Annotated in this window: 12 protein-coding genes and 1 tRNA gene; 9 read left to right on the top strand and 4 right to left on the bottom strand. The window is 43.0% G+C overall.

The annotated features are described in order from the left end of the window. The first annotated feature begins 11 nt into the window (after positions 1 to 11). Positions 12 to 1,352, top strand: coding sequence for a Trk system potassium transporter TrkA (gene trkA / locus WHS63_RS05175; RefSeq protein WP_445204187.1), 1,341 nt, complete (start codon positions 12 to 14; stop codon positions 1,350 to 1,352). On the opposite strand, the gene WHS63_RS05170 is transcribed toward trkA, so the two are convergent. Next, complete coding sequence (locus tag WHS63_RS05170; RefSeq protein ID WP_445204186.1) at positions 1,345 to 3,273, bottom strand: tetratricopeptide repeat-containing sensor histidine kinase; 1,929 nt, start codon at positions 3,271 to 3,273, stop codon at positions 1,345 to 1,347. The genes trkA and WHS63_RS05170 overlap by 8 nt on opposite strands. A gap of 128 nt (positions 3,274 to 3,401) precedes the next feature. Here WHS63_RS05170 and WHS63_RS05165 point away from each other — a divergent pair, with 128 nt between their 5' ends. The 6 genes from WHS63_RS05165 to WHS63_RS05140 all read left to right on the top strand — a co-directional run bounded on the left by WHS63_RS05165 (position 3,402) and on the right by WHS63_RS05140 (position 7,514). Next, entirely contained in the window at positions 3,402 to 4,118 is a 717-nt protein-coding gene (locus WHS63_RS05165) for a glycoside hydrolase family 25 protein (protein ID WP_445204185.1), read from the top strand. Between the two features lie 37 nt (positions 4,119 to 4,155). Continuing rightward, positions 4,156 to 5,520 (top strand): UDP-N-acetylmuramate--L-alanine ligase, encoded by a 1,365-nt coding sequence (locus WHS63_RS05160; protein WP_445204184.1) that lies wholly within the window; start codon positions 4,156 to 4,158, stop codon positions 5,518 to 5,520. Positions 5,521 to 5,570: 50 nt separating this feature from the next. After that, on the top strand, positions 5,571 to 6,044 hold the full coding sequence (locus WHS63_RS05155) for a hypothetical protein (protein WP_445204183.1): 474 nt from the start codon (positions 5,571 to 5,573) through the stop codon (positions 6,042 to 6,044). A 90-nt stretch (positions 6,045 to 6,134) separates the two neighbouring features. Further along, positions 6,135 to 6,206 (top strand) — tRNA-Glu (locus WHS63_RS05150). Positions 6,207 to 6,232: 26 nt separating this feature from the next. Further along, positions 6,233 to 6,484: a 30S ribosomal protein S20 gene (gene rpsT, locus WHS63_RS05145; protein WP_369491022.1), complete on the top strand. Its 252-nt coding sequence runs from the start codon at positions 6,233 to 6,235 to the stop codon at positions 6,482 to 6,484. 121 nt (positions 6,485 to 6,605) lie between these two features. After that, positions 6,606 to 7,514, top strand: a complete 909-nt coding sequence (locus tag WHS63_RS05140) for a DMT family transporter (protein WP_445204182.1) — start codon at positions 6,606 to 6,608, stop codon at positions 7,512 to 7,514. Between the two features lie 5 nt (positions 7,515 to 7,519). Here WHS63_RS05140 and WHS63_RS05135 read toward each other — a convergent pair whose 3' ends face one another. Then, positions 7,520 to 9,808 carry an ABC transporter substrate binding protein gene (locus WHS63_RS05135; protein WP_445204181.1) on the bottom strand — a complete coding sequence of 763 codons (2,289 nt, stop codon included), beginning with the start codon at positions 9,806 to 9,808 and terminating at the stop codon, positions 7,520 to 7,522. Between the two features lie 212 nt (positions 9,809 to 10,020). On the opposite strand from WHS63_RS05135, the gene folK reads away from it, so the two are divergent. Next, positions 10,021 to 10,518: a 2-amino-4-hydroxy-6-hydroxymethyldihydropteridine diphosphokinase gene (gene folK / locus WHS63_RS05130; protein WP_369491014.1), complete on the top strand. Its 498-nt coding sequence runs from the start codon at positions 10,021 to 10,023 to the stop codon at positions 10,516 to 10,518. Between the two features lie 31 nt (positions 10,519 to 10,549). On the opposite strand, the gene WHS63_RS05125 is transcribed toward folK, so the two are convergent. Both WHS63_RS05125 and upp read right to left on the bottom strand, forming a co-directional pair. Beyond that, positions 10,550 to 11,065: a lipocalin family protein gene (locus tag WHS63_RS05125; protein ID WP_445204180.1), complete on the bottom strand. Its 516-nt coding sequence runs from the start codon at positions 11,063 to 11,065 to the stop codon at positions 10,550 to 10,552. A gap of 114 nt (positions 11,066 to 11,179) precedes the next feature. Continuing rightward, complete coding sequence (gene upp, locus WHS63_RS05120; RefSeq protein ID WP_445204179.1) at positions 11,180 to 11,830, bottom strand: uracil phosphoribosyltransferase; 651 nt, start codon at positions 11,828 to 11,830, stop codon at positions 11,180 to 11,182. Positions 11,831 to 11,902: 72 nt separating this feature from the next. Here upp and WHS63_RS05115 point away from each other — a divergent pair, with 72 nt between their 5' ends. Further along, positions 11,903 to 12,526 (top strand): DNA-3-methyladenine glycosylase family protein, encoded by a 624-nt coding sequence (locus tag WHS63_RS05115; RefSeq protein ID WP_445204178.1) that lies wholly within the window; start codon positions 11,903 to 11,905, stop codon positions 12,524 to 12,526. The last annotated feature ends 425 nt before the right edge of the window (positions 12,527 to 12,951 follow it).

Raw genomic sequence — 12,951 nt, 5'->3', positions numbered from 1 at the left:
ATAAGTAATCTATGTACATTATAGTTGTTGGCGCAGGCGAAGTAGGAACACATCTGGCTAAAATGTTAGCCAAGGAATATCACGATGTTACTGTGATTGACCCCGATGAGGAGATGCTGAGTCACGTCACAGCCACTGCCGATGTACTCACCATTCAGGGTTCTGCAACATCAATTAAGGTTTTGAAGGAGGCTAACATCAAAAAGGCCGATTTGTTCATAGCCGTTGCACACTCTGAGGAAACCAATATAGTTTCGGCAACCCTAGCCAAAAAGCTTGGCGCCAAAAAGGTAATTGCCCGTATCGACAAGTGGGAATACCTACAACCCAACAATAAGGAAATTTTCCTAAACCTTGGTATCGATTCGCTTATCTACCCTGAAAGGCTAGCCGCCCGCGAAATTATCACCCTGCTTGGCCAAACCAGCTCTACCGAGTTTGTCGATTTCTCCGGCGGAAAACTTTCGCTCATTGTATTCAAGCTCGAAGAGGATTCCCCGGTTGTTGACTATACACTGCTTCAGGCTACCAAGAATACTCAGAATCTGGACTATAGAGCCGTTGCCATATCGCGCGAGGGTATTACCATTATCCCCCGGGGTAACGACCAATTCAAGGTAAACGACCTTGTTTACGTTATTGCTAACCAGAATGGTATAAAAGAGATGCTGGAGTACTCCGGAAAAAAGAATATTGATGTTAACAACCTGATGATTCTGGGAGGAAGCCGCATTGCAATACATCTGGCCACTGAGCTGGAGCGTTCCATGAATGTTAAACTTATTGAGGTTGACCCCGAGAAGAGCGAAAAGCTGGCTGCCCAGTTTAAAAACGCTCTTGTAATTAACGGCGACGGCCGCGATACCGACCTGTTGATGGAAGAAGGCCTACAGTACATGGACGCCTTTGTGGCGGTTACCGGCAATTCGGAAACCAATATCCTGTCGTGTATTATTGCAAAGCGAATGGGGGTAAAAAAGACTATTGCCGAGATTGAAAACATCAACTATATAAGGTTAGCTGAAAGTATTGGTGTTGATACCGTAATTAATAAGAAGTTGATTACGGCAAGCCGCATTTTCCGCTACACCATGAGCACCGATGTTTCCACCATCAAGTGCCTTACCGGTTCCGATGCCGAGGTGCTTGAGTTTATTGTTAAGCCGGGTGCTCCTATAACCAAGGGTAAACTCAAAGATATTGGCTTCCCTAAAGATGCCATAGTTGGGGGTGTTGTTCGTGGCGATAACGCCTTTATTGCTAAAGGCGATACAGAAATAAAGCCCTACGACCGAGTTGTGGTGTTTGCCCTCCCCACGGCTATAAACAAGGTTGGTAAGTACTTTAACTAACGTGAGGCAAACTAACCGTAAAAGTGCTCCCCCGTTGCGGCTCGCTGGTTACCTTAATCTGTCCGCCTAAATCGGTTACCAGCTGATTGCAGATTATTAGGCCAAGCCCACTACCCTGCTCGTTCATTGTGCCAGGTTGTGTCAATGATTCTAAGGTATTAAAAAGCCTATCGGTGGTTTCCCTGGGCATACCCACCCCGTAATCGGTAATGGAAATTTCCACATGGTTTCCCTTTTGCAAAGCGAACACGTCAACCCTTCCCCCAGCATTAGAAAACTTAATGGCATTAGAAATCAAATTCCTAATCACCGTGCTTAACATATCGGCATCGGTGTGAATGCTAATGCCAGGTTCAACCTTGTTGTTTATGGCAACACTTTTAATCTCGGCTGCAGGCTTTTGGGTCAGTATTACCCTGTCAATAAACTCTTTCAAATCAATGTTGCTCTTTCGGGCTATAACCTGCTTACCCTGCGATTTAATCCAGCTAAGTACATTTTCCAGCAAATCGTTTGTGGCAAAGCCAAGGGCATATAAACGCCTCGAAAGCTCTATCAATCCATCGTCACCAATGGCAAGACTTTTATCCTTTACCATTTGCGCAATGGTTACAATGGAGGTTAACTGATTTTTAAGGTCATGGGCAAGAATTGAGAAAAATCTATCCTTGGTACTGTTAAGCATGTTAATTTCATCGCGCTGAGCCTGTAGTAGTCTGATATCCTTTGCCCTTTTTATGTAGAAATAAATTACAAGACCAACTATCAGGGCAAGAAGGATTATGATTGCAATGTAAAGTTTTATGATATTTCGCTGGAAATCCAAGCGTTCAGCAAGTGCCTTTTCCCTTTCTTTTTGTAGGTTCAGCGTTTCCTCGTACTTTAAAGCCTCAGTTAGCTGGGTTAAGCGCTCAACGTACTGGCTAAGCGATATGCTATCGTTTATCTCGGTTGCCTTGCTACTAAAATAGTATGCCTTATCGAATAGTTTCTTTTGAGCATAGGCATATGCCAAACCGTTATAGCAATCGCGCGATACCGTAAGGTTCTTAAAACTCTCGTTATACTTTAAGCTTTCATCAAAACAGTAAATGGCATTATTGAAGTTACCTAATTTATTGTATAGTTGACCTTTGTAGTAGTATGCAATTGCAATCCCTTGCAAATCGTTTTTGGGTGAATATAAATCAATGGCAGTTTGAATGCTTTGTAAACTTTTACTGTATTGTTCCCTCAGCAGCTCTATTGATCCTATGTTGAGATGCGACGTTGCTATACCCTGATTGTATCCAATCTTCTGCCGTAGTTCCAGTGAATGCGCGAAACAATTTAGCGCCGAATCAAGCTCATTCTTATTCTTGTAAATAGTACCCATGATGTTGTAGATGTAGGCAAGGGTATAATCATCGTTAACCTTTTGGGCATACTCCATGGCACGCTTGCCAAACTCAATAGCTCTTCCGTACAGCCCAAGCCTATTATATAGATCGGCAAGGTTGTTATATTGAAAAGCTAAGTGCTTGTCAAAACCATGTGTACGTGAAATCTCCAATCCGTTAAAGTAACACTCCAGGGCTTGTGCGTATCGTCCTTTGTTCCTATAAGCTATTCCTAAGCGGTTGTATGAATCGGACAATTCCATTTTAAGGTTTAACGATTTGGCAAGCGAAACCGCCATTTGTCCATACTCTATGGCTTTATCCGGATCACTGTTTCGGTTCTCCCAGCATAGTAGCTTTAATGTAACCACTTTCACTGAGTCGTCGGGACGCTCCAGAACCTTTGCAAGTGCCTCAAGCGATGAAGGCTTAACACCTTCCAGCAAATCGTCCTGAGCGCTAATAAACCCCGATTGAGCAACAAAAAGTATTAGTAGCAAGGAGATGTTTAAAGCTATAGCCTTAACTATGCAAAACTTCATACTAATTTTTTTTTAAATATACAGCAATTTTTGACCTAATTCCAAAAGTATACTGATAGTTAATTAAATTGATATTGATTAGCTAACACTGCATTTTAACAACATTTCGGTATATTTGCAGCAATACTATGAAGAAGAAAAAAAGAAATAGCCAGTACATTTTACCCGTTGCCCTTTTTATTGGTGCTTTAGCCGTATGGATTATTGTACGATTCATTTCCGATCCTCATCACCGTTACTTGATTTGGGGTATCGACGTGTCAGCTCACACCGGAAAAATTGACTGGGAAAAAGTAAAGGATCATAAGGTTGATTTTGCCTTTATAAAGGCAAGCGAGGGTGCCACCCTTAAGGACAAATCGTTTCGCGACAATGTTACCTGTGCAAGGGAAGCGGGTATCCCCGTGGGTGCTTACCATTTCTTTAACTTCAACCGGAGGGGCATTGCTCAGGCACAAAACTTCTTGAGGGCAATTGATGGGGTTGAACTCGATTTACCCCCTGTGGTTGATGTTGAGGAATGGGGTAATGTGGTTCGTAGGCCACGCAAGCAAATAATTGCCGACCTGGTAGACTTTGTTGAACTTGTTGAAAAAACAACAGGACAAAAGGTTTTAATTTACACCAATAAGGATACATTTAAATGGTACATCAGCGAAACGTTTCCCGATCACGATATCTGGATATGCTCTTTCGATCATACCCCCGAAATTGAGAAGTCATGGACCTTTTGGCAGTACCACCATGAGGGGCGACTAAAAGGAGTTCAGGGTAAGGTTGATTTTAATGTATTTTACGGCAATACCATTGAATGGAAGAATTACTTGAACAATAAGAAACGGTAGAAAACATATTTCCATAACCTCAATCCCAGAAACTGAAATGCGAGTTCATTTTATTGCTATAGGCGGCAGCGCAATGCACAACTTGGCCATAGCCATGAAGCTAAAAGGCTACCAGGTAACCGGTTCCGACGATGAAATTTTTGAACCATCGCTTACACGTCTTAAGAACCATGGCCTTTTGCCTAGCCATCAGGGTTGGAACCCAAGCAATATAACCCCTGAAATTGAAGCCATTGTGCTGGGCATGCATGCACGAGCCGATAACCCGGAATTGCTAAGGGCAAAGGAAATTGGCATAAAGATCTATTCGTATCCCGAATTCCTTTACGAGCAATCGCGACAAAAAACAAGGATTGTTGTGGGTGGAAGTCATGGCAAAACCACTATCACATCAATGATTATGCACGTGCTAAAGCACCTCAACTTTAAGTTCGATTATATGGTTGGCGCTCAGCTAAAGGGCTTTGAGAATATGGTATCGTTCTCCGATGATGCGTCATTTGCAGTTTTTGAGGGCGATGAGTACCTTACATCCCCTATCGATCCTCGACCAAAATTTCATGTTTACCGTCCAAACATTGCAATTATATCGGGAATTTCATGGGATCATATTAACGTTTTTCCCACTTTTGATATCTACCGGGAACAATTTGCTAAGTTTATTGATTGTATTGAGCCTAACGGAACAATCATATACTGTGCCGACGACCCTGAGGTTTGCAGGGTTGTAGAAGAAAGCCAACGGAACGATATTAAAAGAATTCCCTACCATACCCACCCACATGGTATAGCAAACGGCATCTGGAGCCTTGATTTCAATGGCACAAGCATCCCATTAAAGGTATTCGGGAAGCACAATATGCAGAACATATCGGCTGCTAAAGCGGCTTGCATTACCCTTGGAGTTACTGAAAAACAATTCTACAATGCCATTGAAACTTTCGAAGGCGCTTCAAAGCGATTGCAGTTGCTAGCGCAAGGAACAAGCACCAGTGTTTTTTTGGATTTTGCCCATTCACCCTCAAAACTAAAAGCCACCATTGAGGCCGTAAGGGAGCTATATCCTGCCCGAAAACTGGTGGTATGCTTTGAGCTACACACCTTTAGTAGCCTGACAAAAGATTTTTTAGGCCAGTATAATGGGACTCTCACGGGTGCTGATGTTGCATACGTTTTCTTCAATCCCCATGCCCTGGAATTGAAAAAATTGCCACCAATTGACCCAAACGATGTAATTCAAGGATTTGGCGATCCCCATCCTGCTGTTTTTACTGATGCAAACAACCTTGTTGACATCCTTTTACAGCACAACTGGGACAATAGCAACCTGTTGATAATGACTTCAGGCAACCTTGCTGGAACCGATTTACAACATTTAGCTGATGAGGTTGTTAAACGCTAACGCTTTTTAATGTCAAATGAATATATTTGCACTAACTAAATACCTATAATATGAAAAGATTGCTCTTTATTCTCGCTACAGTGTTTGTAGTTTATTCTGCTGCAAATGCCCAGGACTATAAAACTGGTCTTGGCCTCAGAGGTGGCTATCCCTCCGGAGTTACCGTTAAACATTTCTTTGCCCAGAAATCAGCAGTTGAGGGTGTTCTGTCGTTTGGGTGGGGAGGAATTGGTATTACCGGACTTTATCAGCTTCACAATCCTATACCCGATGCACCGGGTTTAAAGTGGTACTACGGATTTGGTGCTCATTTTGCTACTGCCAATGCCGATAAAAAGAATCCATTTGAGAGCGAATACGGTAGCAAAGTTTTCCTTGGTGCCGACGGTGTAATTGGCCTTGAGTATACTTTTAAGGATGCTCCCATTTGCTTGGGGCTGGACATTCTGCCAATTTTTAACATTATTGAGTCGCCTGGTATTTGGTTTAATGCCGGTTTTTCAATTCGATACACTTTTAAGTAAAAATTTTTAGTAAAAATTTTGCAGAAAAAAATTTATCGTTTACCTTTGCACCCGCTTTCATGAGGTAATGCTCTTTGCAAAGTAAACAATGGCCCGTTCGTCTAGGGGTTAGGACGCAAGGTTTTCATCCTTGTAACAGGGGTTCGATTCCCCTACGGGCTACTAAACATGAAAATACTTTTTTAGCGATGGCAAACCATAAATCAGCTGAAAAGAGAATCAGACAAACTGAGACTCGCAGGGAACACAACCGTTACTATGCAAAAACAACCCGTAATGCCCTAAAGGCTTTACGCAACACAACCGATAAGGCTGCTGCTATGGAATTACTTCCTAAAGTATCGGCTATGCTCGATAAGTTAGCTAAGAACAATATCATTCACAAGAATAAAGCAGCTAACCTTAAGAGTTCAATTCAGAAACACGTTAACGCTCTGTAACAGGTTGATGAAAAAGATACAATGGGCTGTTCCTTAAGGGACAGCCCAATTTATTTTATGGAGTATTAAACCAAACAGCTCCATTAAACTCCAACTGGGTAATATTTATTAAAGTGAATTTATGGAACAATACTACGGCGAGCTTGCAGCTTTGCTAACAGCCTTTTTTTGGACTGTAACCGCCCTGGCCTTTGAATCGGCAAGCCGAAAGGTGGGTTCGCTTTCGGTTAACCTTTTAAGGCTGGGTACTGCCTTTATTTTCCTTTCGGTGTATGCACTGATAAGTCGCGGAAAAGCATTTCCGGTTGATGCCGGCACGCATCAGTGGGTTTGGCTCTCGCTTTCGGGTTTGGTAGGATTTGTTTTAGGCGATCTATTCCTTTTTCAGTCGTACGTTGTTATTGGCTCCCGTATCTCCATGCTTATAATGTCGTTAGCTCCGCCTATGGCTGCAATCATAGGTTGGATTACCATGGGCGAAACCCTAACGCTCAAGCAGGCCATTGCCATGGCTGTTGTGCTAGCGGGTATAGTTTTGGTAGTATTGGAGCGCCAATCGGCCGATGAGAACGGAAATGGGAAAAGGGTTCGGTTTTCGTATCCTGTTGGAGGTATAATTTTGGCGTTTGGTGGTGCGCTGGGACAAGCCGGAGGCTTAGTTCTGAGTAAGTACGGAATGGCTGGCTACGATGTTATCCCCTCCGTTCAAATACGAGTTATTACAGGAATTGTTGGCTTTACTCTCTTTTTTGCCTTTTCAAATAAGTGGAAAAACCTTTCCGAGGCATTACGAAACGGTAAGGCTATGAAGCGGCTTTTAATAGGGGCATTCTTTGGCCCGTTTTTGGGTGTTTCCTTTTCGCTTTTAGCCGTAAAATACACCTCAACAGGAGTTGCGTCGGCCTTGATGTCGATTGTACCCGTTTTAATTATTGCTCCAGCCGTAGTTGTTTTTAAGGAAAAAATTACTGCCAAAGAGCTTGCAGGAGCAGTAATTACTGTGGTAGGTGTTGCACTGTTTTTCCTTTAGGAAAATCAGGAAAGCAACATTGAAAGTAGTTCAATAAGCTTATCCTTGTCAATTGGCTTGGTGATGTGCTCATCGCAACCTGCTTCGAGAGACTTTTGTCTATCGGTATCCATAGCATTAGCTGTTTGCGCAATTACCCTAACGTTAGGCTGAGCCTGCTTAATTTTTGTAACCACCTCGTAGCCCGACATATCGGGTAGGTAAACATCAACCAGCGCAATATCAATTTTAACCTTATCGTTCAGGATAGTTGCAACCTCTTTGCCTGTAGCAGCCTGAAGGAGAACTGCACCCGTACCCTTGAGCATCTCCCTTAAAAGGATTGCCGAGGGCTCGTTGTCCTCAACAATAAGCAAAACCTTGTTTTTCAACTTTGACTTTGAAGCCTTAACTGGTACCTCAACTTGCTGCCCGGGTGTGGCTAAGCTTATGGGTACCTCGAACCAAAAGGTTGATCCTACCTCTGGCCTTGAGTCCACACCAATCCTGCCTCCCATAGCCTCCACTATTCCCTTGCATATTGACAGGCCCAAACCTGACCCACCGTACTCCCGGTTCAGTGTTCCGTCTATCTGCCTAAAACGCTCAAAAACTGCATCGTGATACTGTGAGTCGATACCAATACCTGTGTCCTCCACGCTCACTCTGAGTAAATCGTGTATAACACTGTAACCTAAAACTATCCGCCCACTACTGGTAAACTTAATGGCATTATTTAGCAGGTTCATTACCACCTGTTGAAGCCTATCGGGATCGGTTACTACCTCAAGGGCTGCATCGGTTGGACGAAACGACATTTCAATGGCAATGTTATTTTTGTTTACCCTGTCGAGCTCTACCTCGGCAGCCCTATAGCAGTTGGCAAACAGGGGACCAAGCTGAACAGGGCGTTTATAGATGGAAAGCTGCTTTGAGTCAATCTTTGAAATATCAATGATATCGTTAATAAGCCTCATTAACCGTTGAGCATTCTCTGCAATAATATCAAGATAACCGTTTACCTCTTCCGGACTTAGTAGCGATGATTCCTTTATCAGCTTTGAAAAACCAACAATGGCATTCATGGGTGTACGGATTTCATGGCTCATATTGGCCAGGAAGGCGCTCTTTAGCTCATTTGCCTCCTCCGCAATCTTTAAGCTGTTTTCAACCTCCTGGTTCTTTTGCTCCAGCAATGTGTTGTAATATTTTTGCAACCTTAGCGCCTTGTGCCTCATGCTGCTATACACACCCATGAAAATTAAAAGCACAATTAGCAAAAGAACTATCGCTGCAATAACAAGAATTGTGCTCCTGCTCAAATGAATAAAACTTTGAGCCTTATTTAGCAGAAGTGTTCCTTGGGGCAATGATTTTTCTGAGATGGAAAACCTTACAAGCTGTAAATGGTCAACAATAAAATCGGATGGGCCATCAGTAGGAGCAATAGTTTTGGGCGAAACCCCTTTCAGTAGCAGGCTTGCAAGCTCTCCGGCTCGTTTACCGTGATGGTAACCCGATATTATGGCTCCTCCAACTATTCCATGGTTTAGGTAAAACGACCATGTGCCGTAAATGGGAGCTTTAACGTTCCTGATTAACGAATCCAGTATTGCCTCATAGGAAAAATAGTTCTCCTTGCTATCTCTATTGAAAAGTAAGAATAGGATTGCCTCGTTATCGCTTAAATTAGAAAGAGTATCGATTAGGTCATAATAGCTAAGGTTCCAAATAACACGCACCTCAAAACCGGGATTATACTTTAGTAGGGTGTTATTAATCCTCTCGCCAATTACCTTGCCTGTGGTTGTTTCATCGGTTACACAGTAAACCCTTTTTACATTAGGTTGAAGTTGCTTTATAAACTCAAGGTTTGCTTTTATATCAACCCTTTCCAGTACGCCAGTAAAATTATTTGGGTAAGCCTTATCATGATTTACGCCCATGAAAACCACGGGAATAGTGTCTAACCCTGAAATCTCCTTTAGGAGCGATTCCATTAAGATAAAGGCATCGTCGTCGGTTAGGGCAATGAGATTAGGCTTTATTTGCTGTATCCGGGACGATAAATAGATTTTTTGCTCTCTCCTGTTTAGATTTTCCGGAAAACGCTTGGTATCAAGATTTTCAATAAAGACCTCAACAGGCTGGTCAAATCCTTTAACTGCATCAATAAACCCCTTATTTAGACTATCGGTCCAGCTTAAACCCGTATGATAAGAGTTAATGATGAGAATCCTATTAGGTAGTTCCTTGGCAAACAAGTAAAAATTGCCTGCCACCATTAAAACTGCTATCAAAACATTTTTGAACATGGATGGGTCAAAAATTTTCAATACCCCAATTTACGAAAAAACAAACAAAACTCCTTTTAAGTTCAATAAAATTGTGCATTTGAATATCAAAGCCCTTAACACCTATACTATTGATTGTTAATAACATGTTAATTTCAGTTTAAAAAAATTTTGCTAAAGGCGAATAGCCTTTCAAAAAAAGCGATATGTTTGCTACACTAACCCAAAAAGTCATGGCTAAAGTTTACCTATCGATAGGTGGTAATTTAGGTGATAGAGAGCAGCTGATTGATTCGGCCCGCGAGGCTATTGCAGCCCGAATTGGAACAATCAAGAAATCGTCATCCATATACGAATCGGAAGCCTGGGGCTTTGAAAGCGAAAACAACTTTCTGAACCAGGTTTTAATGGTTGAAACAAGCCTTAGCCCGGCTGCCATTATGCTGGAGATTTCGTACATTGAATCGAAACTGGGGCGCGAACGCAACGGTAAGGGCTATACCTCGCGCACCATGGATATCGACGTGCTATTCTACGACCATCTGATACTTTACACCCCTGAACTTATTGTTCCCCACAAGCAACTCCATAAACGCAGGTTCATCCTTGAGCCCCTTAAGGAGATTGCCCCTGACTTTATTCACCCCCTGTTCTCCATCACCATTAATGAAATTGCCATTTCCTGTACCGATGCCGGAAAGGTATGGAAGTACGAACCGGTTAACGCCTAAAACACATTTATCGTAATAACTAAAAATGCCCCTATTCGGGGCATTTTTGATTTACTGTAATCAGCCTTTGGGTATCGAATCCTTTTTGGCTGGCTATATCAACTAGTTGCACATAGGTTGTTGAATCTATTTGTGGCGTACGCGATAGAATCCAGAAATACTTTCGCTTTGGCTCCCCCACAAGCGCATAGCGGTAATCGTTATCAATGTAAACCACCCAGTATTTGCCAGCAAATGGCCAAAAGAACCTTACTTTTAGCTTAGCAGGCTCATCCTTACTGGAAACCCAGGCTACTCCTTTAATGCTGCTCACGGTGCCATCGGCTCTTACCCCCTTGTTTTCAACGGTAACTCGCCCATCGGGACGAAGGGTGTAGGTAGCTGTTATGCACTCCAACCCCTTTTCAAAGCTATTGGGCAGCCTTGCAATCTCATACCAAGTACCGGCGTAGCGTTGGAGGTCGAGCGCTGGTACTGTCTGCAAATCCTGCGATTTGCAGGATGTGCCGAACAACATCGAAACGATTACCATGGCTTTTAGTCTCATTGCAAACATGCTGGTTAATGAAGAATATTCATAATTAATAGCTTACAATGATTAAATTTATTCCCGTTTTGATAATCAAAAATATACTAAGCACTAAACACCAAAAACCAACCATTAATCCTTCTTTCCGTAAGCCAGGTCGCCGGCATCGCCAAGGCCTGGAACAATGTACGATTTCACCGTGAGCTCATCGTCAATGGCACCAACCCAAATGGTTGCCTCGCTGGGCGAGAGGTTGCGTTTCATATAGTTTACCCCTTCCTTTGAACCAATTACTGCCACAATATGCGTATGCAGCGGTTTACCGTGTTCAAGCAAGGCCTTATATGCCAGCAGCATCGATGCCCCGGTAGCTAACATGGGGTCGATAAGTACCAGGGTTTTGCCCTCGATACTGGGACACGAAATATACTCGAACTGAATGCGGAAGGTGCCATCCTTGTCGTATTTCCGGTAGGCCGAAATAAAGGCGTTCTGCGCCTTGTCGAAATAGTTTAACATTCCCTGATGTAGGGGTAAGCCAGCACGTAGTATGGTGGCCAATACAACATTATTGGTTGGAACTGAAACATCGGCTGTTCCAAGCGGTGTTTGCACCTGTACGGTTTGGTAGCTCAATACCTTGCTAAGCTCGTAGGCAAAAATTTCGCCGCATCGTTCAAGATTGCGGCGGAAACGCATAAAATCATTCTGAACATTTACATCTCTTAACTCTGCAATAAACTGGTTAAGAATAGAGTTCTGCTGTCCAAGTTCGTGTATCATCGGAAATGTTTTATCTTAGCAAAGTTATAAAAATATCAACCTACTTTGCAATTCTTTTTTTGAAAGATAGCAATGAATAAAGCCATAGCCGATACCCTAAAGCGTGACAGTGTAATTGCCCAACTGGCCGATACGCTTGAGGTTAAACCTCTGCCTGTTACCAACGATATCTACATTGATATGCTGGAGAACATTATTAGCCAGCAGCTATCGGGCAGGGTGGCAACAACCATTTTTAATCGCTTTCTGGATTTATTCCCTGACAGATACCCTAATCCAAATCATCTCCTAAAGTTCGATGACATGGAGCTCCGAAAGGTTGGCCTGTCGGGTGCAAAAACCGTTTACGTGAAAGCTATGGCGGAGTTTGCAATGAACCACGATTTAACTGTTGACTCCATCCAACGGCTGCCCGATGACGAGGTAATTAAGCTGCTAACACAGGTTAAAGGCGTTGGGGTGTGGACTGCCCAGATGCTCCTCATCTTCTCCCTAGGCCGAAACGACGTTTTCCCTGTTGACGATCTTGCCATTCGCCAGGGAATGGCTGAGCTATACCATCTGAAAAGCGATGGGAAAAGGCTTCGGCACGATTTATTGCAAATATCAGAGCGATGGGCACCCTACCGCACCTGGGGAACCCGTTTGGTTTGGGCATACATTAACAGCAAAAAACAGAATGCTGCACGTTTATAGGCTAACCATTATTATCCTGTACTTGCCGAAATACCTCCCTAAGGCTTGCAATGAAACAACTCGTTAAAGCTCATCATGACATTATTTACATCATCAACTATAAGCTAACACTGTGCTCCTGAGCGCATCAAAGGATCTCTAATCGACCCCATGAGACGTTTCGCTCGCGCTCAACATGACAATAGATTCACGAACAACGAACAACGCGTCAAGCCCCCCGTAGGGGCGTAATATTTGTAATACTAAGGCTAATCCTACGTGTAATGCGATGCACGCAATACATAATCCAAAGATCAACACTGAAACGTTGCATCGCAAATTAAAAGTATTGCAAAGATCGGTTTACATGTTCTTTCTTGTCTTGATACAAGAAAGAACCAAAGAAGATCAAGGCTGAAAAGCCCGACCCGATGGGTAACCCGCGG

The organism is Tenuifilum sp., assembly GCF_037481895.1.
In the GTDB taxonomy this organism is placed as follows: Bacteria; Bacteroidota; Bacteroidia; order Bacteroidales; family Tenuifilaceae; genus Tenuifilum; species Tenuifilum osseticum.
The sequence above is the reverse complement of the archived record's forward strand: the minus strand, read 5'-3'. Positions and strand labels throughout refer to the sequence as shown.

Bases quoted from the DNA above. Each gene is read 5' to 3' on its own strand.
- trkA (WP_445204187.1), top strand. From the start codon at position 12: ATGTACATTATAGTTGTTGGCGCAGGCGAAGTAGGAACACATCTGGCT.
- WHS63_RS05170 (WP_445204186.1), bottom strand. From the start codon at position 3,273: ATGAAGTTTTGCATAGTTAAGGCTATAGCTTTAAACATCTCCTTGCTA.
- WHS63_RS05165 (WP_445204185.1), top strand. From the start codon at position 3,402: ATGAAGAAGAAAAAAAGAAATAGCCAGTACATTTTACCCGTTGCCCTT.
- WHS63_RS05160 (WP_445204184.1), top strand. From the start codon at position 4,156: ATGCGAGTTCATTTTATTGCTATAGGCGGCAGCGCAATGCACAACTTG.
- WHS63_RS05155 (WP_445204183.1), top strand. From the start codon at position 5,571: ATGAAAAGATTGCTCTTTATTCTCGCTACAGTGTTTGTAGTTTATTCT.
- rpsT (WP_369491022.1), top strand. From the start codon at position 6,233: ATGGCAAACCATAAATCAGCTGAAAAGAGAATCAGACAAACTGAGACT.
- WHS63_RS05140 (WP_445204182.1), top strand. From the start codon at position 6,606: ATGGAACAATACTACGGCGAGCTTGCAGCTTTGCTAACAGCCTTTTTT.
- WHS63_RS05135 (WP_445204181.1), bottom strand. From the start codon at position 9,808: ATGTTCAAAAATGTTTTGATAGCAGTTTTAATGGTGGCAGGCAATTTT.
- folK (WP_369491014.1), top strand. From the start codon at position 10,021: ATGGCTAAAGTTTACCTATCGATAGGTGGTAATTTAGGTGATAGAGAG.
- WHS63_RS05125 (WP_445204180.1), bottom strand. From the start codon at position 11,065: ATGAGACTAAAAGCCATGGTAATCGTTTCGATGTTGTTCGGCACATCC.
- upp (WP_445204179.1), bottom strand. From the start codon at position 11,830: ATGATACACGAACTTGGACAGCAGAACTCTATTCTTAACCAGTTTATT.
- WHS63_RS05115 (WP_445204178.1), top strand. From the start codon at position 11,903: ATGAATAAAGCCATAGCCGATACCCTAAAGCGTGACAGTGTAATTGCC.